Origin of the sequence: Vibrio sp. SCSIO 43155, assembly GCF_023716605.1 — a bacterium.
Taxonomy (GTDB): domain Bacteria; phylum Pseudomonadota; class Gammaproteobacteria; order Enterobacterales; family Vibrionaceae; genus Vibrio; species Vibrio harveyi.
Map to the genome: position 1 here is coordinate 1,494,833 of NZ_CP071852.1, position 23,011 is coordinate 1,517,843.

Annotated in this window: 19 protein-coding genes; 12 read left to right on the forward strand and 7 right to left on the reverse strand. The window is 44.7% G+C overall.

All coding sequences use genetic code 11. The annotated features are described in order from the left end of the window. The first annotated feature begins 532 nt into the window (after window positions 1–532). On the forward strand, window positions 533–1,192 hold the full coding sequence (locus J4N44_RS06830) for a 2OG-Fe dioxygenase family protein (protein WP_005444497.1): 660 nt from the start codon (window positions 533–535) through the stop codon (window positions 1,190–1,192). After that, window positions 1,176–2,411, forward strand: coding sequence for a cysteine desulfurase-like protein (locus tag J4N44_RS06835; RefSeq protein ID WP_049536176.1), 1,236 nt, complete (start codon window positions 1,176–1,178; stop codon window positions 2,409–2,411). Before J4N44_RS06830 ends, J4N44_RS06835 begins: the two co-directional genes overlap by 17 nt. A 79-nt stretch (window positions 2,412–2,490) precedes the next feature. Here the strand turns inward: J4N44_RS06835 and J4N44_RS06840 are convergent, their stop codons facing one another. Beyond that, the gene (locus J4N44_RS06840; protein WP_026000105.1) at window positions 2,491–3,315 is read right to left on the reverse strand and encodes a DUF2797 domain-containing protein; all 825 of its coding nucleotides are present in this window, start codon (window positions 3,313–3,315) and stop codon (window positions 2,491–2,493) included. Between the two features lie 340 nt (window positions 3,316–3,655). Here J4N44_RS06840 and J4N44_RS06845 point away from each other — a divergent pair, with 340 nt between their 5' ends. Further along, window positions 3,656–4,993, forward strand: coding sequence for a GGDEF domain-containing protein (locus J4N44_RS06845; protein ID WP_252044998.1), 1,338 nt, complete (start codon window positions 3,656–3,658; stop codon window positions 4,991–4,993). A 196-nt stretch (window positions 4,994–5,189) separates the two neighbouring features. Here the strand turns inward: J4N44_RS06845 and J4N44_RS06850 are convergent, their stop codons facing one another. The 3 genes from J4N44_RS06850 to J4N44_RS06860 all read right to left on the reverse strand — a co-directional run bounded on the left by J4N44_RS06850 (window position 5,190) and on the right by J4N44_RS06860 (window position 9,395). Beyond that, window positions 5,190–6,560 carry an SLC13 family permease gene (locus tag J4N44_RS06850; protein WP_009698107.1) on the reverse strand — a complete coding sequence of 457 codons (1,371 nt, stop codon included), beginning with the start codon at window positions 6,558–6,560 and terminating at the stop codon, window positions 5,190–5,192. Between the two features lie 245 nt (window positions 6,561–6,805). Continuing rightward, window positions 6,806–7,540: a SanA/YdcF family protein gene (locus J4N44_RS06855; protein ID WP_009700901.1), complete on the reverse strand. Its 735-nt coding sequence runs from the start codon at window positions 7,538–7,540 to the stop codon at window positions 6,806–6,808. 166 nt (window positions 7,541–7,706) lie between these two features. Continuing rightward, on the reverse strand, window positions 7,707–9,395 hold the full coding sequence (locus J4N44_RS06860) for an NAD-dependent malic enzyme (RefSeq protein ID WP_005444490.1): 1,689 nt from the start codon (window positions 9,393–9,395) through the stop codon (window positions 7,707–7,709). A gap of 228 nt (window positions 9,396–9,623) precedes the next feature. Here J4N44_RS06860 and J4N44_RS06865 point away from each other — a divergent pair, with 228 nt between their 5' ends. The 4 genes from J4N44_RS06865 to J4N44_RS06880 all read left to right on the forward strand — a co-directional run bounded on the left by J4N44_RS06865 (window position 9,624) and on the right by J4N44_RS06880 (window position 15,300). Beyond that, window positions 9,624–11,978 (forward strand): helicase-related protein, encoded by a 2,355-nt coding sequence (locus J4N44_RS06865; RefSeq protein WP_188015204.1) that lies wholly within the window; start codon window positions 9,624–9,626, stop codon window positions 11,976–11,978. Window positions 11,979–12,380: 402 nt separating this feature from the next. Further along, window positions 12,381–12,758, forward strand: a complete 378-nt coding sequence (locus J4N44_RS06870; protein ID WP_005444488.1) for a hypothetical protein — start codon at window positions 12,381–12,383, stop codon at window positions 12,756–12,758. 290 nt (window positions 12,759–13,048) lie between these two features. Continuing rightward, entirely contained in the window at window positions 13,049–14,725 is a 1,677-nt protein-coding gene (locus tag J4N44_RS06875; RefSeq protein ID WP_252044999.1) for an alkaline phosphatase D family protein, read from the forward strand. Window positions 14,726–14,940: 215 nt separating this feature from the next. Continuing rightward, window positions 14,941–15,300 carry a T6SS amidase immunity protein Tai4 family protein gene (locus J4N44_RS06880; RefSeq protein ID WP_038898695.1) on the forward strand — a complete coding sequence of 120 codons (360 nt, stop codon included), beginning with the start codon at window positions 14,941–14,943 and terminating at the stop codon, window positions 15,298–15,300. A gap of 58 nt (window positions 15,301–15,358) precedes the next feature. Here the strand turns inward: J4N44_RS06880 and J4N44_RS06885 are convergent, their stop codons facing one another. Then, on the reverse strand, window positions 15,359–15,589 hold the full coding sequence (locus J4N44_RS06885) for a PAS factor family protein (protein WP_017819479.1): 231 nt from the start codon (window positions 15,587–15,589) through the stop codon (window positions 15,359–15,361). A 376-nt stretch (window positions 15,590–15,965) separates the two neighbouring features. Further along, window positions 15,966–16,430, reverse strand: coding sequence for a DUF417 family protein (locus J4N44_RS06890; RefSeq protein ID WP_050936545.1), 465 nt, complete (start codon window positions 16,428–16,430; stop codon window positions 15,966–15,968). A 128-nt stretch (window positions 16,431–16,558) separates the two neighbouring features. Here J4N44_RS06890 and J4N44_RS06895 point away from each other — a divergent pair, with 128 nt between their 5' ends. The 5 genes from J4N44_RS06895 to J4N44_RS06915 all read left to right on the forward strand — a co-directional run bounded on the left by J4N44_RS06895 (window position 16,559) and on the right by J4N44_RS06915 (window position 20,940). After that, window positions 16,559–17,035 carry a GNAT family N-acetyltransferase gene (locus tag J4N44_RS06895; protein WP_009698103.1) on the forward strand — a complete coding sequence of 159 codons (477 nt, stop codon included), beginning with the start codon at window positions 16,559–16,561 and terminating at the stop codon, window positions 17,033–17,035. Then, on the forward strand, window positions 17,032–17,511 hold the full coding sequence (locus tag J4N44_RS06900; protein ID WP_049536172.1) for a GNAT family N-acetyltransferase: 480 nt from the start codon (window positions 17,032–17,034) through the stop codon (window positions 17,509–17,511). Before J4N44_RS06895 ends, J4N44_RS06900 begins: the two co-directional genes overlap by 4 nt. 209 nt (window positions 17,512–17,720) lie before the next feature. Then, entirely contained in the window at window positions 17,721–19,139 is a 1,419-nt protein-coding gene (locus J4N44_RS06905; RefSeq protein WP_252045000.1) for an SLC13 family permease, read from the forward strand. A 3-nt stretch (window positions 19,140–19,142) separates the two neighbouring features. Then, on the forward strand, window positions 19,143–20,480 hold the full coding sequence (locus J4N44_RS06910) for an ATP-binding protein (protein ID WP_009698101.1): 1,338 nt from the start codon (window positions 19,143–19,145) through the stop codon (window positions 20,478–20,480). After that, on the forward strand, window positions 20,467–20,940 hold the full coding sequence (locus tag J4N44_RS06915; protein ID WP_005444472.1) for a response regulator: 474 nt from the start codon (window positions 20,467–20,469) through the stop codon (window positions 20,938–20,940). The genes J4N44_RS06910 and J4N44_RS06915 overlap by 14 nt, the downstream gene beginning before the upstream one ends. An 85-nt stretch (window positions 20,941–21,025) precedes the next feature. On the opposite strand, the gene J4N44_RS06920 is transcribed toward J4N44_RS06915, so the two are convergent. Beyond that, window positions 21,026–22,732, reverse strand: coding sequence for a putative bifunctional diguanylate cyclase/phosphodiesterase (locus J4N44_RS06920; RefSeq protein WP_005444471.1), 1,707 nt, complete (start codon window positions 22,730–22,732; stop codon window positions 21,026–21,028). Between the last annotated feature and the right edge of the window lie 279 nt (window positions 22,733–23,011).

Sequence of the window (23,011 nt, forward strand, 5' to 3'; positions counted from 1 at the left end):
TTAGAACTTGCTGATGTTTATACCCAAGTAACCTCGAGATGCTAGGTTCAGCGAGAATGACTTGGTTTGTAGACGCGGCGACGATTTAAAGATCTAGTCACTCTAAATCAAGAATCGGCAACAAAGTATACAAGCCAAGACAACTCGCCCTTCGGGAGCGTGTCAGTGCCTCGATTTCTGCGTCAAACAACTTGGAAAGAGCTGGCTATTACGCGGTGTTGTTTTCCTTGAACTCGAATCAATGACAACGCTCTGAATCCTGCATCTTGAAGTCACTTGGGTATATCATCGAGTGTGCCATTCCAGAATAAAATTCTATTCATAGTGGAGAGTTCTAGTTTCAAATGTTGTGAATGCTCCGTCATGAATGTTTAGACTGATATTTAACAAAATATTAGATATGTATGTTGTTTTTTCGTTTTTGTTGAAGCTATCAACGTCAAATTCTGGTAATTGCAGAATATTTGCGTATCCTAGAATGTAAATTAAATGTTAACTAAAACAAACTAGATGTGCCTCATTAAAGGAGCCAATGATGTTACATTCACGTGAGAACACCCTACATTTAACTCAGCTCAGCATGGCCGCGATTGAGCAACTTTCTCCTTCCTTTGAAGGACTACCTCGGACAGAACATGCCGATGGTCAGTATCGTTTACGCCGCTACTCCGTCGTGGGGTTTGAAAATGGTCAAGTGATTGATTTAAACAAGAACAGCTTTGTTCAGTCATCGGATATCAACCGCTTTCAAGGTGATGTCGTTCGTCAATTTGAGCCGATTGAGAAAGGTATTCTTTCAAGTGACGGCTTCCGTGAAATGTGCGCGTTGTTTGTTAATGCTAATCACCTACCAGAAGGTCAGGAAATCGAAATTCACCAGATTCGAATCACAGCGATTTATGATGAAACTCAAGTTGCTCCCGAAGGCGTGCACCAAGATGGCTTTGACCATATCGCGCTTGTCGGCGTGGGACGTCACAACATCATGGGCGGGGACATCATGCTTTACAGCAGCCACAATCAAGCGCCTTTCTTCCGTAAAGTGCTGGAGAATGGGGAAGTAGCAATGCTGGCAGACAGCAAACTGTGGCACAACGCCGTTCCAATTCGCTCAGTGATTAATGATCAAGAAGGTCACATGGATGTATTTGTACTGACAGCGACGGACAAACGAAATGAACTTCAATCTTAATCAAATTCGAGAGCAGTTTCCGGCATTGGCGCAATACCATAACGACCGTCCAGTAACGTTTTTTGATGGTCCTGGTGGTTCACAGGTACCGCAGTCGGTGTTAGACAGTATGGTGAGTTACCTTGGGCATTTTAACTCTAATCTCGGTGGGCACTATTTCTCGAGTCAAGCGACGGTTGACGTTATGCAATCCGCTCGTGAGTCTGCGCAAGCACTGCTCAATGCACCTTCATCCGGTAATATCGTTTTTGGTGCCAATATGACGTCACTGACTTTCCAATTAAGCCGTGCGATCAGTCGCGATTGGAAAGAGGGAGATGAAATCATTGTCTCGGCGTTAGATCACTACTCCAATGTATCGAGCTGGCAGCAAGCCGCAGAAGACAAAGGCGTCATTGTTCACCAAGTGAGAATCAACGAACATGACTGTACGTTAGATCTAGAACATCTGCAAAGTCTGCTGAGCGAAAAGACTCGCTTAGTCGCTGTGACTTACGCATCGAATACCACCGGCTCAATTGTCGACATTCATCAAGTGGTAGAACTGGCGCATCGCATTGGTGCTCAGGTTTATGTGGATGCTGTTCATTATGCGCCGCACCACTTAGTCGATGTGCAAGCTATAGGGTGTGATTTCTTGGCGTGTTCCGCATATAAGTTTTTTGGACCACATGTCGGTATCGCTTACATTGCTGACCAATGGTTGCACAGTATCAAACCGTATAAAGTGGAACCTGCAACGAATATTGGACCAGGACGCTTCGAAACAGGAACGCAGAGTTTTGAAGGTTTAGCAGGCGTGACTGCTGCTATCGAATACTTAGCGCAATTTGGTGATGAAGGTGCATCACTTCGTCAGCGTTTAGAGCAAAGCTACGCGTTATATAATCAGCATGAACAGCAATTAAGTGCGCATTTCTTACAGCGTCTGAGTGCGCTTGATGGGGTGAATCTGTTTGGTATTAACGATGAAAGTAGCCAACTGAGGACACCCACGTTTGCTCTTACGTTTGATAAATACGCTCCAGAGTTCATTGCTAAAACGTTGGGGGAACACAATATCTGCGTTTGGAACGGGCACTTCTACGCACTCGGGTTGGTTCGCCAATTGGGGCTCGAAGAATCTGGTGGCGTGGTGCGAATTGGTTGTATGCACTACAACACCACAGCTGAGATCGATATGTTATTTGATGTGTTAGAGAGCATACTGGACGCGTAAGAATCGAAAACTCAAAGAACAAAAAGCTCGGGCACTTGGCTCGAGCTTTTTCGTTTCTCTAAATTCAATTAATCGAGGCTTATTCGCTCACTTCAATCTCATACGAAGTAAATTTACGTACGTTAATCACCCCAGTATCAAAGATTAGGTATTGACCTTTAATGCCTTGTAGCGTGCCAGTGACGACAGGGTTCTTATCAAAGTTGTGTGAGGTGATTTTTGTTGGATGTTGCTGAACTGGGTAGCTCAGGGAAGTGATGTTCTCACTTAATACTTCAATAGCATCATCACCGTATTGTTGCTTAATCTCAGCAATTTTATCTTCCACCAATGGCAGCAGCTCAGCGAAACGCTCTTGTAGCTCAATTGGTTCTCCATCACCTTTTAATAGAGTACGCCAATTCGTCTTATCGGCAATGTGTTTCGCTAACTCTACTTCAATCAGACCAGAGATATGGCGGGTTTTCACCTTGAAGATCGGTAGGCCTTGCGTCGCACCCTGATCGATCCAGCGGGTTGGGATTTGAGTATGACGTGTGATACCAACTTTCAAGCTTGACGTATTCGACAGGTAAACGAAGTGGTCTACCATGCAATTCTCTTCCCCCCATTGAGGTTCACGGCAGGTACCTTGCTCGTAGTGACAAGTTTCTGGCTTCATGATGCACATGTCGCAACTCGCTAACTTTTTCATACAAACGAAACAGTGGCCTTGAGAATAGCTTTTTTTAGTTTTCTTACCGCAAGAGCAGCAGTAAATGTTGCCAGTGTGAGTCAAGGTAAGTGTTTGACCAAGAAACGGACTTAGATCCACTTCTTCATCACCGACAGGTAAACGGTAACTTACGGCACCGTCTAGAGAAGCACGCATCTTACTTAGCGTACCAGTAGCAATTATTGACATGACATTACTCATTATTGTGTTTTTGCACAGTATATACCGAACCGGGCTCGATAGGCAGGAAGAGGGAGCGAAGTTGCGGGATTTGAGTGTTCTTTGTTGGTTTTTTAATCGATGTACTCTATTAAGGTTTGAAGTGCTTCGCACAAGCACTTAAATGAAAATACACAGGCTACTTTGGAGCAAGATCATGTTGTATAACCACATGTAATGTATCAATAGTGAGAATTTGAGTTAAAAATCACTTTTTGGCTTGATAAATAACTTTATTTGAAAAGTGAAATAACATTCAGTACATTGGTCGATATAAACAGAATGATACTCAGTAACTAGGTTGGTCGTGATGAAATGGATACATAGATTAATTTTTGCATTATCGATATGCACCATCAGTTTGGTGGCGTTATATAGCTTGCTTGGTGACACCCGCAAACTTGAAGTTACACCAGACAAGTTCAATATCCATGTAACCAATGACGCTATTGCGGGCGGTCTGAGTGAGTCAGATATTACCTATCAAAACCACAGTTTGACTTTAAATTGTGATCTCAAAGAGAGTAAGTACGCATGGCCATACTGTGGAATTTCCGTGTACACCGATGTAAAAGAAGCAACCAAGGGGGTGGATCTTTCTAGTTACCACACGGTCCGTTTGAAGATCCGTTACGAGGCTGCAGGTGATGGGCAAAGCCCAAGCAAAAATCTACGTTTGTATTTAAGAAACTTTAACTCTGCCTACTCAATACCAACGGATGAATACACCATTAAATACAATGGTATGCAGTTTTCTCCTTCCGATTTCAGTGAGATTATTGAGATCCCAATTAAGAACCTTCAAGTTATGACATGGTGGTTGAATGACAATGATGTTGCTATTGAGCACTCTGCTCCGGAGTTTTCTAACATTACACGCATTGATTTAGCGACAGGTGCAGGTGCGGCGCTTGGTAAACATAAGATCGTGATCGACAAAATTGAGTTTGAAGGTGCGTACGTCCAGCAATCAACGCTGTTGTTTGTTTTATTGTTCTCCTGGATGGCATTAGGTTTGGCATTTTCACTGCACGAGATGCGAAAGAACAAAATGGCTTACAACAAAGCGAAAAAACGTCATCGTCATCTAGAGAAAGTTAACAACACGTTACGTGCGCAAAATTATGAATTCGCTGAACTGGCGCACCGTGATGCATTGACTGGAGCGATGAACCGTCATGCGGTACAAAGTTGGCTAGAACAGCAAGCTCGACAGGTTCGATGGGGGCACGACTCATTTTCCATTTTGTATATGGACTTAGATAAATTCAAACGTGTGAACGACAAGTACGGTCACCAGATGGGTGATGATATTCTGCGTGAGTTCGTCATGGTAATCTCAAGTTCGATTCAACCCGAAGATCGCCTGGTTCGATGGGGTGGGGAAGAGTTTGTGGTTTTTTGCCCTGACACCCATGTGGAACAAGCGGTGAAAAAAGCAGAAGTCATAAGACAGAATGTTGAAAGTCACTTGTGGGTTCATGGTGAACCTTTGACGTGCAGTATCGGTGTCGCTCAGATGCAAAATGAACGAGTCTCTGAGACGATGGCTCGTGCAGACGAAGTGCTCTACTTAGCTAAGCGCAATGGTCGTAACCGAATCGAAGTGAATTACGGCATGCAAATGAAGTCAGATGTGGCGTCTTAAATCCAGCCTTAGACAGAGAAATACAGAGAAGAAAAAAGGTGGCCGACCGACCACCAAAAGGGAAACTGCTGAACATGACTATGGGGTAGTAGCTAGGTATTCATATGATTACCGAGAACAGCAGCTGTAGTGCTAGACTTTGACGACAGAGAGCTGCGCATGATGTAGCTCTCTGCGTTTTTCCAGAACCTCGTTGTTACCAGAACAACCAAGCGAACAGCGTTAGTGCACCAATACATGCGATGTTCAGAACCATACCAATTCGCATCATTTCTTTCTGTTTAATATGACCCGTCGCAAAAACAATAGCATTTGGTGGTGTTGCTACTGGAAGCATGAAGGCACAAGACGCAGCAACAGCGATTAGCGCAGATAGAATCACTGGCGATAGACCAAGAGCCTCAGCAATGGTTGCAAATACGGGCACCAACAGTGCAGCACTCGCCGTGTTACTTGCAAACTCAGTTAAGAAAACGACGAATGCGACAACGGCTAAGATAGTCAGTAGCACGCCTGCTTGCTCTAGGAATCCAGCTAGACCATTTGCTAGGAATACGCTTGTTCCTGTCGCTTTAAGCACATTGCTCAGACAGATACCACCGCCGAACAAGATCAGTACGCCCCAATCGGTGGTTTTCTCAATATCTTTCCATTCCACTGCTCGTGACGCACCAAGCAAAAGAATTGCACCGATTGCCACTAAGGTATCGAATTTAGCAAAGCCACCTAGCATCGCGTTGATTGGTTTGCTGAAAATCCACAAAGTAACCGTCAATAGGAAGATTGCTAGCGTGATCATTTTGCCGTTTGTCCACTCAACAGGCTGGTGGTCAAGTTCGAACTTGTGGCTCAAATCAGGCTTAGTCATGGTGTAAAGGACCAAGATAGCGATAGGCATGAGAATCAATGAAATTGGTAAACCTAGTTCCATCCACTCTGTAAAACTCAAACCGACTTCTGCCGCTGCGATAGCGTTCGGTGGGCTACCAACTAGCGTTGCAATGCCACCAATAGAGGCGCTGTAAGCAATGCCCAGTAGAACGAACAAGTAGGTACTGTGACTTTTCTTCGCATCCAGTTTGCTCATTACACCTAGAACCAATGGCAACATCATGGCTGTGGTTGCAGTGTTTGAAATCCACATTGAAAGACCCGCGCTAACACCAAACAACATGAACACAGCAACTGACATCTTACCGCGTGCGATGAGCAACACTTTATCGGCGATGGCTTGATCGAGCTTTTGTTTATGAAGTGCAGCGGCAAGAGCAAATCCACCCAAGAACAAGAAGATGATCGAGTTAGAGAAGTTGTTCAGTGCGGCTTGCGTATTAAAGACCCCCAAAAATACCGCGAGTAGCGGGATCAAAAGAGCCGTGATGCTCACATGGATTGCTTCCGTTAACCAAAGTACAGCTACGAAAATCAAAATACACAAGCCAGTTACGACTTGAGGATCAAAGGGTAGGGTGTTGAACAATATAGCGAATAGCAGGACATTAGACGTTAATATCATGCTGTTGCGAGTGAAGAACCAGTTCTTCAATGTCACAGCGAGTGCGGTCATGGTTGTGCTCCTTTTGCATTGCCTTAGTGTTGGTTTTTTATGGCAAAGTAACTGACTTGTAGTTATTTATTGATTAAATGTTACTGTGAATGCGAAAGGTAATTTTGTCTGAATCGACGGTCGAGCAAGAAAGTGTGAGGTCGGGAATTAGAAATGGGTAGAAAGCTACCCATTTACTTTTAATGAATTGTTATCGGTGTGTAATGCATGGCTGAGTGGTTGAAATAAACGACATCTCATAGAGTTTACTGCACAGGGATATTACGTTCGTTATCGATGGTTTCTGGTACCTCTTCCACGGCAACGATTGGCTCTTGAGGACCAAGAAAGCGCGGTTGAGTATGCATTACGTACAGATCTAAGAATGCTTTTACACGAGCCATAAGTTCACGAGTGCGCATGTTGAGTTTTTGCTTGCTTGCCGTTGGACCTGCTACTGCCAAACATTGTGCGTCGATATTGTATGCATCGGCAATGAAAAGAGCACGCTCACAGTGGAACCGCTGTGTGACAATTAGGAAGCGCTCAGAGGCAAAAATCTTCTTTGCTCGAACAATCGAATCCAAAGTACGAAATCCTGCGTAATCGAGATGGATGACCTCCTCCGGCACACCGGCTTTCAGTAAGTCTCGTTTCATCGTCCAAGGTTCATTGTAAGAGCGGTGAGCGTTATCCCCACTCAACAAAAATTGCTTCACTTTGCCTTGTTTGTACAACTCAATAGCCGCATTGATTCGGTGTGTGTAATAGGTGTTGAGCACCTTACCAATGTATTTACTGGTACCAAGAACAACGGCGACTTCATGCTCGGGTACTTGCTCGTAGTCGGTAAAAATTTGTTCTTGTGCTTGTAGCACAACCCAACGGTCTATGGCGATAACGGTGACGAGGAGACCGATTAAAGAGATCGACAAAACCAAAGCCAGACGCTTCCATGAGAATTTAAGCTTCCACTTTGACTTTATGCGGGAAAACAGCAAAACGTTCGATGTCCTTATTTCAATGTGTATCCCTCATCATATCTGATAGAAATGAAAAGAGAGAAGCTCATTTATGCCAAAATACGGTTAGGATGAGAAAAAAAAGCATAAAAAACAAAAGCCCCCGCAATGCGAGGGCTAATTATTATACAAAGCGTAGCAAAATTTAGAATGCTGTGCGTTTGTAACGGCGATAAACAGGCTGCCAGAACGCTTGGTCAATGGCGTCGTTTAACGCTTCATCGGTGATTTCTAGCGCAACGCCTTGCTCAATTGCTTTCTTCGCAACAGCGAATGCAATCTTCTTCGATACCAAATGAATTTCTTCTAGTGGTGGAAGTAGGGCACCGTTGCCGTTGATAGCTAATGGCGAACATGTTGCCAACGCTCGGCTTGATTCCATCAGCATTTCATCGGTTACACGCTTCGCATTCACCGCCAGAACACCAAGGCCAATACCTGGGAAAATGTAGCTGTTGTTACATTGTGCGATAGGGTAAGAACGACCTTCATGAACCACTGGCTCGAATGGGCTACCTGTTGCAACCAATGCTTCGCCGTTTGTCCAACGAATGATGTCGTTTGGCGTTGCTTCTACACGGCTAGTTGGGTTCGACAATGGGAACACGATCGGACGCTTACAGTGTTTGTGCATCTCTTTGATTACTTCTTCACTGAACAGACCCGGAGCACCCGATACACCGATCAGCACTGTTGGTTTCGCGTTGTGCATCACATCAAGAAGTGAGAAGCCATTTCCTTCATTTTCCCACTCTTTTGTGTTGTCGAACTTCTGAACCAAGCGTTGCTGGAAATCAAGAAGGTTAGGCATACCCTCTTGCAATAGACCCCAACGGTCAACCATGTAAACTTGTGAACGCGCTTTCTTATCAGAAATCCCTTCCGACACCATTTGTGCGATGATCGCTTCGGCGATACCACAACCTGCTGAACCTGCACCCAAGAAAGTAATACGTTGATCTGAAAGCTTAGTGCCTGCCGCTTTACATGCTGCTAGTAGAGAGCCTACCGTTACCGCCGCTGTACCTTGAATGTCATCGTTGAAACAACAGATGCGATCTTTGTAGCGCTCTAGAAGCGGCATTGCGTTTTTCTGTGCAAAGTCTTCGAACTGGATTAGCGCATCTGGCCAACGACGTTGTACTGCTTGGATAAACTCTTCAACAAACGCATCGTAATCTGGACCCGTGATACGGGGATGACGCCAGCCCATGTACATTGGGTCTGCTAGACGTTGCGGGTTGTTAGTACCTACATCCAGTACGATTGGTAGCGTGTACGCAGGGCTGATACCACCACACGCCGTGTATAAAGAAAGTTTACCGATTGGAATGCCCATGCCGCCGATACCTTGGTCACCCAAGCCCAAGATTCGTTCGCCATCAGTCACTACGATAACTTTAACGTTGTGGTTGGCTGCGTTGTTTAGCAGATCATCGATACGATCGCGGTTCGGGTATGAGATAAATAGACCACGACCACGACGGTAGATATTTGAGAAGTTCTCACACGCTGCACCAACAGTTGGTGTGTAGATGATAGGCATCATCTCTGAAATGTGGTTTTGAACTAGTCGGTAGTATAGCGTTTCGTTTGTATCTTGGATGTTGCGCAGGTAAATGTGCTTATCCATGTCGCTTTCAAAGCTTTTGTACTGTTGGTACGCACGCTCTACCTGTTCTTGGATCGTTTCAGTTGTCTCTGGTAGAAGACCTTCCAAGTTAAATGAACTACGTTCTTCTGCAGAGAACGCACTGCCCTTGTTCAATAGAGGAGTCGCTAAAAGAGCCGGACCCGCATATGGGATATAGAGTGGGCGCTTGTCGTTGTTCATTGGGTGCCTTAAATGTAGGGTTGAAGGATGCGTGCAAAATTCTAACGGGTTCACTATTTAGTTGTAAACATTCGTTGATGTACATCAACGTAATGTCGCAAAAAAATTCAGTTCCCGACGAAAATATCGTCACTGGAAAGAAAACATAACCATGAAATCGATTCCTAAAGCAGGAATTTCTCACTCAGGTATAATGCCCCGCAATCCATTATCACGTTCTTATTTGTTATGTCTCAATTGCCTATCGATAGCTTACAAGCTGAATTTGACCAACTCGTGAATCACCACCATTTGGTGGTAGAAGCCGAAACGGGCTCTGGTAAATCTACGCGTTTACCGCTTTGGTCTGCTAATCATGGTCGAGTATTGGTCATTGAGCCGCGTCGAATCGCATGTACGTCATTGGCAGAGTTTCTTGCTGATCAATCTGGTCAACCGTTAGGGAAGCAGATTGGTTACGCGATTAAGCTTCACGCTCACTATGATGAAAACACCAAAGTCGTGTTTGTGACGCCTGGTGTTGCACTACGTTGGTTCGCAGAAGACAAGCTTGCTAGCTTCGATATCGTGATGGTGGACGAATTTCATGAGCGTCGCTGGGACATTGATCTCCTTACGGCGATTTTAAAGCAAGAAAAGCAACACCGCTTGATCGTGACGTCAGCAACCTTAGAAGGTGAAAAACTGGCGAACTATTTGGATGCCAAACGGCTGCGATCGGAAGGTCGTTGTTTTCCTGTTACCGTTACCCATCGTTCACTGGATAGCCGTTACTTACCGAACAAAAAAGGTTGCGAGAATGATGTCGTTCGAACAGTGAAGGAGGCGCTGGAAGATGAAGAGGGCGATATTCTCGTTTTCTTACCGGGTCGCAAAGAAATTACTCAATGCGCACAAATGCTGCAAAACATCAATGACGTAATGATTGTGAAGCTGCATGCTTCGGTGAGTGATGAAGAGCGACACCATGCGTTAACGGTACAAAATCAACGCAAAGTGGTTTTAGCGACCAACGTGGCGGAAACCTCGCTGACCATTCCCAATATCCGCGTGGTGATCGACAGTGGTTTGGAACGCAGAACGGTGCAACGAAACGGACGCACAGCTCTGACATTAACTCATATCTCCAAAGCCAGTGCCGCTCAGCGAATGGGGCGTGCTGGTCGTGTTGCAGAAGGGGCGTGTATTCGTCTGTTTGGTGAACATGCGCCATTAGAATTGGTTACCCCACCCGAATTACATCGTGAAGAACTTGTGGAGCCTATGCTTGCGGCTGCTTGTTGCGGCTATAGACTTTCCGAACTTCAATTTCTTGATGCGTTACCTGAAAAATCGCTGCTCTCCGCGAGCCAAACCTTGCGAGGTATGGAAGCGATAGACCAACAAGGTGATGTCACCGAGCATGGTAAAAAAGTTTACCCCTTACCTATTGACGCATTGTTTGCTGATTTAGTCACTCGTATGCAAACCAAATCAGAAAAAGAAGCGATGATCGACTTAGCTGCCGCACTCTCTGTTCCAGCTCAGTTGCATCAATTGCAAGGCGGTGAGTCTGCCGAAGCCCTAGCGCAAGAAGAACCATTTGGTTGTGATGCATCGCTGATGATTCGCTTGGTGAGAGGAGAGCAACTTCCTGGCGTTAATGTTGATGTGAGCGTACTTGAAGAAGCACAAGGCTTGGCGAAACAGATGCGAGAAGTGTTTGAATTGCCAGAACTTGACGCAGCATCGCGATACAAACGTGATGAACTGACTAAAGCAATCGCCAAGTTACATCCCGAGCTGGTCTTTGTTCGTCGAGAACGACGCCGTGACGCTTTGGGCAATGGCTTGATGGAAATGGTGGTCGGTCGCAATAGCCGCTTCCCTGATAAAAGTGAGGCAGCATTGGTGCTCGATAGCCATAGTGTTCCCGGAAGAGGCGTAAAGCAGACGCTTAACCTTGCATCTGTGATGTTACCTGTTTCCTTGGCGCTGCTACGTGAATTAGAACTTGGCGAATGGCAGCAAGGCGAAACCAATTATGATGAAGAAGTCCCGCGCGCGACCATGCATTTGATCTATGCAGGGCGAACCATTTGTACTGAATACCAAGCACTTCAAGGAGAAGTGGCGGTTCAGTCTATTGTCGAGATGATTGATGAACAAGCGCTATTGCCGGGATTTGCGCCACTAAGAAAGCAACAAATTCAGCATTGGAAGATCTATAACGCTCTCGGGTTAAACCAAACTCCTGTTGATAAAAGCATGCTTGATGATTTGTCTTTTTCTACTTGGCTGGTCGAACAGCTGGAAACGCTTGGTGTCGAAAGTGTAGAAGACATCGAACTGTTTGACGCGGATGATATCCCTTTCGAAGGTATTCCAGATTGGGAATATCAAGATTTTGCAGAACAGTTTCCACTTAAGCTGGTGTTAGCTGAACTAAAACTCGACGTAGAGTACTTTGTGTCACGTAAATTGGTTCATGTCATCTACACAGAAGGTAACCGGAAAGGTGACCCAAAACGCTGGGAGCTACCACGATGGTCAGGCTGGAAAGTGCAATATAAGAAAGCCAGCCGAGTGCTCGATGTAAAATAACCTAAACCGGAACAGTAAAGGCGGAATCGAACTAAGCGACACCTTGTACTTTAATGACATCTTAGGTCTGTATGTGCAGGGGTATCACGACTACGGAGAAACCTCGATAGATTATGACTAGTCACAAACTCAAGTAGGACTCGATATTCGTCTTTTGAACTTAATAGTCATCATCCACTGGCATGCCTTGGCACACCGTAGTTTTAGTTCGTCGTTTAAAATATTAATCAATTGAATGCTTATATATGGCGAAGCTGTACTCCATTTGTTACAAAGCTGGTTTTAATATTTCCTTTTGAGGTTAAATTAGGGCATAAAAGACCATTGTTTTATATCCTATTGCTATATCAAAGTAATTGAACGATATTTTGTATATCTCATTTCAGAGTGTCGAGGCATAGGATGGAGCAACAAGGAAAGACATGCATTGAATTCGACTACACAAGCTTCCTAGGGGCAACGGGAAGTAAGAAGTGGACCTTCTTGGAGGCATTCGCCACCATCGCTCCCATTTTTGGCTTGATGTGGAAACAGAACATCGCGGAGTTGAGCTTACCAGAGGATCGCCTTTGGGATGCTGCCTTAAAATCGATGTCTTCACGTCAGAGTGATGAATCCAATCTAGTTATGTTGGTGAAGCTAGCAAAACATGAAGGGATCCATGAATTACGTGTAGTTATGCCTTATTCGTTAGACTCAAAGCAGATTGAGTACATTGAATCTCGAAGCAAACTAAAAGTAGAAACTGCCGAGCAAGATGTGCTGAATTTGAGGCTCTAACACCCAAGGAACGATCCCCAAACACAAAAGCGACCTGTCAAAAGGTCGCTTTTTTTGTTTTACCTATCAGATTTATAAATACCTTCATGATTTGTTGGAAGTGTGATGAATATAGAGTATTTACACTTAAATTAACAAAAATGTAACATCAAGAAATGCAATTGTCATAACTACCTTCTAACTTAATGTTTTTTAGAGTAATTAGCCAAAGAAGCATAATGCGTCTACTGGCTGGTTAAATCGTGCAGGAACGAGCGCGTTAATAAAACACAATAACAAAGGAAGTTACTATGTCATTGTCTCGTCGAGATTTCATAAAAGCCGTCTCTTCAGGAGCCGTTGCAACAACACTTACCGCCTGTGGTAGCGATGATAGCGATGCGACTCCCACGGGATCATTCGAATACGGTGTGGCCAGCGGCGACCCGACCCAAACTCAAGTGATTATCTGGACTCGAGTGACCACCGCCGCCAGTTACGTGGAGGTAACATGGCAGGTCTCAAGATCAGAAGATTTTTCAACCGTTGAGCAAAGTGGTACTTTCACCACGGACACCAGTCGAGACTTTACGGTTAAGGTGGATGTGCAAAACCTCAACCCGAGTACTCAGTATTACTACCGCTTCATGGTGGGCGAGACCACTAGCATCGTTGGGATGACACAAACTCTACCTGAAGGCAGCGTAGATAAAGCATCCATGGCTGTCGTGTCTTGCGCAAATTATCCCGCGGGTTATTTCAACGTTTATAAAGAGATTCTCAAACAGCATCAAACAGAGTCGTTCGATGTAGTTTTGCACCTTGGTGATTACATCTACGAATATGGCGCTGGTGGTTATGCCAGTGAAGATGCAGCTAGGTTGGGGCGTGAGCCAAGTAAAGGTACCGAATGCATTACTTTAGATGATTATCGAAAGCGCTATGCTCAATACCGTCAAGATCAAGATCTCCAAGCTTTGCATGCTGCATTGCCAATGATTGCGGTTTGGGATGACCATGAGCTTGCGAATGACGCATGGAAAAATGGTGCAGAAAACCATCAAAATAATGAAGGCAGTTTTGTCGACAGACGCGCCGCCGCTGCCGCAGCATGGACTGAGTGGTTGCCTGTTCGCGAGAATACCTTTTCGAATATGTTGATTTATCGTCAGTTCTCGTTTGGTGATTTGATCAACCTAATGATGCTCGATACTCGCTTAGTTGGGCGAGATCAGTCGTTGGACTACTTTTCGCTTAATGCACCGACAATGGATGCGATTGGTGGACTCGTAGCGCAATCACGCAGTGCTGATAGGGAGCTACTTGGTACTGAACAACTGGCTTGGTTAATGAATGCGTTTAACAGCCAAGACGCCAAATGGAATGTTCTTGGGCAGCAAGTTCTTATGTCGCGTATGGAGCTTCCGAGCTCGGTTATGTTAGCAATGTTTCAGTTATTCAATGCCACAGATGAGCAGAAAATGGATGCTCTTCTCGCGGTGAACAGTGCGATTTCAAATTACCTCGCTGATCCAAGCTCAGATACGATTAAGCTGCCATATAACCTCGATGCTTGGGATGGGTACTATGTTGAGCGAGAGCGAGTGTATGAGATTGCAAAAGCGAGTGAAGGTCATTTTGTTTGCTTAGCTGGTGATACGCACAATGCATGGACCAGTGAGTTAAAGGATGTATCTAATAACCCTGTTGGTGTCGAGTTTGCGACAAGTTCGGTTAGCTCTCCGGGTTTAGAAGAATACTTAGCGTTAGAGCCCGTTGCCATCGCACAAATGGAGTACACATTGCCGCATTTGGTTTCTGAGCTGCAATGGACAGACATTAAACAGCGTGGCTTTATGCGTGTAACCTTTACACCAGAAAAAGCGCAATCTACTTGGTACATGCTCTCTAGTGTTAAAGATAAAAACTACCAAGTGACCACAAAGATGGCATCAACAACAGATGGTGTCACGCTCGCTCTTGAATAGGGTTTCAACTCATTCTCCTTGAACGAATTCCTTAAACGTTAACCTTAAGCCAGCAAGGTCGTTGCTGGCTTGATTACATATGACGTCCTCACTCCCAATGAACAATCACTTTCCTCGAATGTGTCGCAAATTCCAAATGCTGGGTGCAATGAGACGTAAAGGTGCGTTAGGTTGCATCTAGCTTAAAGTTTAAACTTTTTGGATGAGACTCAGGGATGAAGACATTGAAAAATAGCGTCTGGTTAGGATGTGTCGGTTGGTTTTACAGTTTATTGGTAGGAGCAAGTCCGCTTGAAAATCACAGTAACGAGCAGTTGTTGACGAACTTTGCTCTTGCTTCGTGCATCGCCACGTTTTATCCAAAAACAGAAGTGGCAAAAGACGCGAGAGTGGCAATGCAGGGGTACGTAGAGTTTTCAGATCTATCGATAGAAGTGTTTGCAGGTATTCATGAACTCATTGACCGTAAGGCGGTAGAACAGTATCAAGCGAAAAGAGGAGGGACGGTAGAGCTCGCTTATTGCATCGACTTCTCACACTCAGAACAAGTCCAGCGACTCACGACTTATGATTAAATCTCGGAAAGAAAAACGGCCCTTAGGGGAGTAGGGCCGTCACAGAACAAAAAGCAAATTAACGCTCAGGAGTCGTTAACAGTCTAATCGCGCTGTCTACTGCATTGTCTATTCCTTCACGGCTTTCCAGTTTCCCTGAACTCGCTGGGCCAAGAGCGCATGCATACAATGCAAGTTGCTTATCAAATGGCAGATCGAGTTGCTCATACAAGTTTTGGCGGATCTTTGCGTGGTGTTCAGGTTCTTGGTTAGCAAGGTTGACAAGCGTGTCAAAAATTAGCGTTTTCATATAATTCCTTTTTTATTGCACGGGGTGCATATGGAGTGTATTCGATTACAAGCTAAATTTCAGACGCACCAATCACAGAAAAGCTGCCCAATGAAAATTTTCGAAGCGAAGTAACTATTTATCAGTAGTTATGTATGAGCCGAGATTAAATGTTTATTTAAATCAGCGTGATAGGGGAGGTATGATTCTTATAGATGATATTTAAGTTGGGAACTTCAAGGACTTCAAAGCGTACTTTTATTTGCACTTTAACAAGTTCGATTTTAAAGGATTAAAAAGGGAGCTGACATGGAAAACACTGCGTTGTATTACGCCTGATTAAAAGCGCCACTATCAAATGGCGCTCCTCTTCATTCACTTGAAAAGTGCCTGTTACTTAAGCGGCTGCCTTTGTAAACGAGCTCGGTTTATTCTTCTCAATCACACTGATTGAAATTGCTAGGAACAAAATATCTTTCACTAGGAAAAAGTTCGCGATTAGAACACCGTCGGAAACTTTCCATGTGTTTGGTGTCGTAACTAAGAAGCTCAGTGTAGCAAGAAAGATGATGCTCGCCGCAATACCAGACCAGTAGGCAACGGTTGGTTTTTTCAAACCGATGATCAATCCAAGTGCGACGATGATTTCTGTCAGACCAATGATATTAGAAACTGCTTGAACTGAGATGATGCTGTACAGCCAAGACATTGCTGGGTGATTAAGCACCAAAGGTTCAATTAGCTTGGCTTCTGTAGGGGTGAACTTATAAATACCTAGCCAGATAAGAACCAAGGCAACGCCAAATACGCCTAGGTAGTAGCCAAATTGAGTCGGTTTTTGGGTAACAGATGATGCATGCATAATAACTTCTCCTATAAAAGCATGATTTCAAATGACCGACGGTTGAATTATAAAATTCTTGAATTTATGGTTATATAAAATAACTAATATCTATATAGACAAGCTAAGCAAGAAAAGGAAAGGCTTAAATGGAATTTGTTCCCGTCGATTTATCTCGTCATTTAGATTTGTGCATTGCATTTCGACAAGACGCGTATGAGGTGAGTTTTGGTCATCAAAATGGGTTCGACACTCAAGAAATCACCTTGTGGTTCAAGTCGATAGTGGAAGATCCCGAAGCGGGTTTTTTTCATGTGATCAAAGATGACCAAATTATCGGGCAATTAGAGTGTCGGTATCCGGTAGCCGATGAAGAGGGGCATAGATTCGGATACATCAACCTGTTTTATTTGCTGCCGGAGTTTCGTCATCAAGGGCTGGGTAAGCAATTGCAAGATTTCCTATTCAAACGCTTTGTTGAAGAGGGCTGCGTATATGCAAGATTGCGTTATATTCCGGGTAATGATGCGGGAGAACGTTTCTACCTCAAGCATGGTTGGTACCCAGTAGGTGAGCCAGGTGTGCGAGGCCAATTAATGCAGTTCGATTTAATAGAAAAACTATGATTGTTATTCGTGATTTTCGTGAGCAAGATGCACCAATACTCTGGGCACTCTTCTATAACACGGTACGTAATGTCAACCGTCGAGACTACAACGAACAGCAACTGAAAGCGTGGGCGCCAGACGAGTTTGATTCAGAAATTTGGCTGCAGAAAATGACGGACATTCAACCCTTTGTCGCAGAGTTAGATAGGGTCATTGTGGGCTATAGCGATGTTCAATCAAGCGGGCTTGTTGACCACTTTTTCTGTCATCACGCATATCAAGGGCAGGGCGTTGGACGCGCACTAATGGCGCATGTATTCAAGCAAGCTAAAGAAAAAGGGCTGACACGGCTCTATTCGGAGGTGAGTATTACCGCTCGTCCTTTCTTTGAACACATGGGATTCTCTGTGCTTAAGGAACAACAAGTTGAGGTGCGTGGAGCGATACTGACGAACTATGTTATGGAGCGAGCGTATGATGGAAGCGCTGTGTGATCGATAAATATATTTCGCTCAATTAGTGAGCTTGAACACAGATACCGCATGTTTTCCGTCGTGAATAAGAGTTCATTGATCTAACACCAGAAACCCTCCTCTAAAGGGCGCGCATAATTTCTTCTCGGAGTGGCGAAAGGAAGCCAATAAAAACAGCTTCTTACGCTTGTTATCTCACGGTAAACCATCTCAGGAAGAGAAGTAGTACTATGCGCCCTTATCTCAAATACATCATCCCAACGGTGATCCCTTTGCTCGTTTTGCTGATGCCATTGTCAGCCTTTCCATTCGAAGGAATCACCATTATTCAGCAACGAGTGATTGCAATCTTCTTGCTTGCAGCGCTTTGCTGGGTATTTGAACCGATCCCAATTTATGCCACGTCGGTGGTGATCATCGTGCTTGAGCTGTTGCTCGTATCCAACAAGAGCATCATTTTCTTTAGGTTTGATGAAGGGCAGCCTCATTTTGGCGAGCTATTGCAATACAACGACATCATGGCGACCTTTGCTAGCCCAATCATTATGCTGTTTTTGGGCGGTTTCTTTCTTGCGATGGCCGCAACTAAATATCGCTTGGATGTGAACTTGGCGCGTGTGCTACTCAAGCCTTTTGGGCAAAACCCTAAATATGTGATGTTAGGTTTAATGCTGATCACGGCGATTTTTTCGATGTTTATGTCGAACACCGCGACAACCGCAATGATGTTGTCGATTCTAACGCCAGTGATTGCGGTGTTTGGTCCCAAAGACCCTGGGCGTATCGCGTTTGCTTTGTGTATTCCTGTTGCTGCAAACATTGGTGGCATCGGCACGCCAATTGGTACGCCTCCAAATGCGATTGCCTTGAAGTATCTCGTTGGTGATAACTTAATTACCTTCGGTGAGTGGATGGTCTTCGGTGTTCCTTTTGTGGTTGTGATGATGGCTCTTGCTTGGTTCTTAATCGGCTTTATGTATAAAGCGGAACAAATCACGATTGACCTCAATATTAAGAGCAAATTCCTAAAAACACCGAAAGCGATGATTGTTTATATCACCTTTGCAGGCACCATTTTACTTTGGTTGATGGGTTCTGCTCATGGCATGAACTCGTACACCGTCGCTTTAATTCCTGTCGCGGTATTCTCGCTAACTGGCATCATCAACAAAGAAGACTTGAAAAAAATCTCTTGGGATGTGCTTTGGCTCGTGTCTGGTGGTATTGCGCTTGGGCTTGCTCTGGATAAAACGGGTCTAGCTAAGCTGGTGGTGCATAGCATTCCGTTTGATGAATTCTCACCTTATGTTGTGTTGTTTGGTGCGGCGTTCTTATGTTTGGTGATGGCGAACTTTATGTCCCACACGGCGACGGCTAACTTGCTGATGCCTATTATGGCTGCGCTTGGTACATCTATGGCGTCCTTGACTCCGTTGGGCGGTGAAGTGACATTGATTCTAGTAGTGACTTTCGCAGCGTCATTAGGTATGTCTCTCCCAATCAGTACACCACCAAACGCATTGGCTCATGCAACTGGGCATGTACAAAGCAATCAAATGGCTCGTGTCGGCGTTGTGCTCGGTGTGGTTGGAGTGTTGTTGAGCTTCTTGATGGTGTGGATTCTTCACACGGTTGGACACATTGGTTAAGCCATGTACGAAAGTAAACTAGATACGCTGGTCGAGCGTTACTTCAATCATATCGAGCGTCGCATTACCGTAGCGGCAGGTTCGGTTTTGATTGAACAAGACGGTTACAACGAGCGACTCTATTACGTGTTATCAGGCGAGCTTGCTGGCTACTTTTCCGAAGACGGTAAAAAGCAAACCGAAGTGTTTTCTGCATCGAAAGGGGCATTTATCGGTGTGCACAGTTTCTTTTCAGGAACGTGGACCGCGTCGTCAACGGTGATAGCGCAAACGGATGTTGAGCTAGCGTGGATAGAGCGCAATACTCCGGCTGTGGAAGCGGGCAAATACGGACCATTAACGGCGCAGTTTATGCCTGTCATGGTCAATGAGCTGTCGCGCCGTCAACGTCGAGCGATGCAAGAAGCCTTAGCCAAAGAGAAAGCACTGCAAAAGCTGCACACCGCAGAGCAAATGACGACGTTAGGTCAACTTGCTGCAGGCATTGCGCATGAGCTTAATAATGCCATTGGGGTGGTGAGTAGTAAGTCGGAGCGTTTGGAATCCGTGATCATGGAATTACTTGAAGAAGTTCATCCGGAAGCAAGTCAGTTCTTTGATTTTGGTTTGATGCAAGGGCAAAAAGTTTCTTCCAGTGAGGCAAGAAAGCGGGGACGCCATTTCGAAAAATATTACGGTTTACCCAAAGAATTGGCTCGTGAACTCGCCCGTGCAGTGCCGACCGATTACCTAAATGAACATTGGTTAAAGCGACCAGAAGAAGCCATTCGTTACTGGCAAATGGGGCGTGATTTACACGACTTACGCATTGCCTCCAAGCACACTGTTGGCATCGTGAAATCGGTGAAACAGCTTGGTCGCACTGACATCGATAAAGAAGAAGGGCTTAGAGTCAATGACTCGATAAACCAAGCGCTTGCTTTGTTACAAAGCGATTTACGACGCGTAAGCGTGCGCTTTAGTCCTGCTGACTTGCCTTTGTTTGTTGGTTCACAAACGGAATTGGTGCAGATCTGGGTCAACATCCTAAAGAACGCATGTGATGCGATGAGAGAGACAGAATCACCTGCGATTGAGATCCAAACTCGTGTGAGTAAAAGCAAGATACTTGTGACCATCGCAAATAATGGTCCAGAGATTGATGAAGCGACACGCAGAAAGATTTTTCGACCAAACTTCACCACGAAAAAAGGTGGGTTGTCGTTTGGCTTAGGGTTGGGGCTGTCGATAGTGAAACGTATTGTGGCTGGCTACAACGGCTCAATTGCGGTGAAAAGCGACAGTGAGAAAACCATATTTAGAATTAAATTACCGGTAGAGGATGAACATGGACAAGCTTAATTTAATTTGCGTTGATGACCAGCGAGAGGTGTTAAGCGCGGTTCTGCAAGACTTACAGTCGTTAAGCCAATGGCTCAACATTGAAGATTGCGAGTCTGCCGATGAAGTTCTTGAGCTGATGGACGAATTGGATGCGGAAGGTGAGATGATCGCTCTCATTATTTCAGATCACGTCATGCCAGGGAAAACAGGTGTAGAGCTGCTAACGGAAATTTCCAAAGACAGTCGTTTTATCCATACGCGAAAAGTTCTGCTGACAGGACAAGCAACCCATACGGATACGATTAATGCGATTAACTCGGCAGGCATTGACCGTTACTTTGAAAAGCCATGGCAAGCGGAACAATTGGTCGAATGTGTCAGAAATTTGGTGACTAAATATATCTTTGATATGGGATTAGACTACACCGAATATCATGAGCACTTAGATCAAAATGTTGTGTTTGATCGCTTGAGATAAATCGCAAACAAAATGAAAAGCCTGAGCTGGAGTGTCTCCAGCTCAGGGAAGTTCAATGATGAGGACCGATTCTTAGTGAGCGCCTTTATTGACTCAAGGTGTATCGGCTTGCGCTCGCCACTGAAAGTGGTTTCGAGAACCAATAGCCTTGTAGGTAGTCCACGCCCATACTGGTAAAGAAGTCGCGCATTTTTGCGTCTTCAATCCCTTCGATAACCACTTCTATATTTTGTTCGCGACACATAGTGATCAAGAACTTCAGGTACTCATGAGAGGAGCGGTTGGTTAATGTCTTCCAAGCCATCGACTTATCAATCTTAATCTGTGTCATTGGCAGATCGAAGAAGCAGTTTAATGAGCTGTAACCAGCACCGAAGTCATCCAAAGAGAGAGCGAAGCCCAACTCACTCAAGGTGTTCAAAGGAGCAATAGCTGCCTGGTTATTGTCCAATATAAAGGTCTCAGTAAGCTCCAAAACAATTGCTTGTGGCTCGACTCCTACTTCGTCAGCCATTGCTTTAATTTTGTTTGGAAATTCGCTATTGAGAAGCTGTAATACTGATACGTTTACGTTCACCCTTACTTGGTTTTGATAGCGCTCACGATAGCTCTTTATGAACTGACACGCTTTCTCGAATACTTGATAACCAAGCTCAACGATCAAGCCTTTGTTTTCTGCGACGGGAATGAACTCGTCTGGATAGATCTCACCGAACTCTTTACTGCGCCAACGTACCAAAGACTCGAAACTCACGACTTGCAGATCGGATGCACTGACGATTGGTTGGAATTTTACACTCAGTGTTCGCTCTTCAAGTGCGTTTTTTAAGCCTTGCTCAATAAAGAAATAGCGATCTACCGCATACTGCGTTTTCTGGCTGTATACGGCAATACGATCTTTGTTCTTCTCATTGGCGTATTGGCAAGTGCGTGCGGCTTTACGCAAAATTTCTTCAGCAGAATGTTCCGGATCGATGGAAGGGTATAAACCGATACTGATGTTACTGCCAAGATATTGCCCTTGTTCGACAACGGCATCGTGATAATTTTGCTTGATGGTCTGTGCGTATTCTTGCAACTGTTCGAGCGGCACGTCGTCAAGTACCAAAATCGCGAAGTCGTCATCGTGAACACGATAAACCGTGCAGTTTGGTGAAGGTAAGTGACTAAGCGTTTGCAATAGCTTTTCTACTAAACCATCAACAAGCTCGCTACCGTATTGGTTTAGGTACGACTTGATCTCTTCGATCTGGATGTAAAAAATCGACGCATGAGCACCGTTGGATTTTACGCATTCACTGATGTTAAGCAGTAAGTGAGCGCGGTTGGCCATACCGGATGCGTTGTCATGGAAAGCGACTTGATGAATGTAACTCTCCATCAACTTACGTTCAGAAATATCGCGATGGCTGCCAACCATATAATGACCCAGTTCGGTTTCTTTGGTCATTGCAACGCCTTCGATCCAAACATATTGCCCGTTGGGTTTACGAAGGCGGTAGGTGGTCGTGACGCGAGTGTTGTCGGTCGTGATGTGTTCATCGACACGTTTAGATAAGCGTTCTCGATCTAACGGGTGCACCAACTCTAACCATCTATCGAGGTTGATACGCCCAGCGTTGATGCCGAACTGCTCATAAAAACGCTGGTTGTAAAAAACCATGCTGCCGAACTCATCCATGTAGAAGAGTCCTTCATTAAACACATCGAAGATATGAATGAAGCGTTGTTCAACGATCTGTAAAAAATCACGATCGTGTTCTGAAATAGTTTGATCAACCTTGTTGGTCAAGATACTTCCCCCATAACCCAAGCCGTCTTGGAGATAAGTATATAAGTCGAGCTACACGCAAATGACATATTTTTGAAGTTTGTCCTTTTACACTGCAAACGAAAGAAGTCGGTCCAGATTGACAGTTTGTTATGTTAATGAGCTTACGGTGTTTATGTGTAAGTAGAATAATTATTAGAGTAATGCGACTAATAATCGGTATTTATAAAACTTAGTCAACAGTAAATACCATTTGTATTGAGAAGTTATTGATTCAGCACCCAAATTATCGAAATTGTC

Excerpts from the sequence above, each read along its gene's own strand:
- J4N44_RS06845 (WP_252044998.1), top strand. The coding sequence starts at position 3,656 with ATGAAATGGATACATAGATTAATTTTTGCATTATCGATATGCACCATC.
- J4N44_RS06840 (WP_026000105.1), bottom strand. The coding sequence starts at position 3,315 with ATGTCAATAATTGCTACTGGTACGCTAAGTAAGATGCGTGCTTCTCTA.
- J4N44_RS06905 (WP_252045000.1), top strand. The coding sequence starts at position 17,721 with ATGCGCCCTTATCTCAAATACATCATCCCAACGGTGATCCCTTTGCTC.
- J4N44_RS06910 (WP_009698101.1), top strand. The coding sequence starts at position 19,143 with ATGTACGAAAGTAAACTAGATACGCTGGTCGAGCGTTACTTCAATCAT.
- J4N44_RS06885 (WP_017819479.1), bottom strand. The coding sequence starts at position 15,589 with ATGAAAACGCTAATTTTTGACACGCTTGTCAACCTTGCTAACCAAGAA.
- J4N44_RS06860 (WP_005444490.1), bottom strand. The coding sequence starts at position 9,395 with ATGAACAACGACAAGCGCCCACTCTATATCCCATATGCGGGTCCGGCT.
- J4N44_RS06865 (WP_188015204.1), top strand. The coding sequence starts at position 9,624 with ATGTCTCAATTGCCTATCGATAGCTTACAAGCTGAATTTGACCAACTC.
- J4N44_RS06830 (WP_005444497.1), top strand. The coding sequence starts at position 533 with ATGATGTTACATTCACGTGAGAACACCCTACATTTAACTCAGCTCAGC.
- J4N44_RS06915 (WP_005444472.1), top strand. The coding sequence starts at position 20,467 with ATGGACAAGCTTAATTTAATTTGCGTTGATGACCAGCGAGAGGTGTTA.
- J4N44_RS06890 (WP_050936545.1), bottom strand. The coding sequence starts at position 16,430 with ATGCATGCATCATCTGTTACCCAAAAACCGACTCAATTTGGCTACTAC.
- J4N44_RS06850 (WP_009698107.1), bottom strand. The coding sequence starts at position 6,560 with ATGACCGCACTCGCTGTGACATTGAAGAACTGGTTCTTCACTCGCAAC.
- J4N44_RS06880 (WP_038898695.1), top strand. The coding sequence starts at position 14,941 with ATGAAGACATTGAAAAATAGCGTCTGGTTAGGATGTGTCGGTTGGTTT.
- J4N44_RS06870 (WP_005444488.1), top strand. The coding sequence starts at position 12,381 with ATGGAGCAACAAGGAAAGACATGCATTGAATTCGACTACACAAGCTTC.
- J4N44_RS06875 (WP_252044999.1), top strand. The coding sequence starts at position 13,049 with ATGTCATTGTCTCGTCGAGATTTCATAAAAGCCGTCTCTTCAGGAGCC.
- J4N44_RS06835 (WP_049536176.1), top strand. The coding sequence starts at position 1,176 with ATGAACTTCAATCTTAATCAAATTCGAGAGCAGTTTCCGGCATTGGCG.
- J4N44_RS06900 (WP_049536172.1), top strand. The coding sequence starts at position 17,032 with ATGATTGTTATTCGTGATTTTCGTGAGCAAGATGCACCAATACTCTGG.
- J4N44_RS06895 (WP_009698103.1), top strand. The coding sequence starts at position 16,559 with ATGGAATTTGTTCCCGTCGATTTATCTCGTCATTTAGATTTGTGCATT.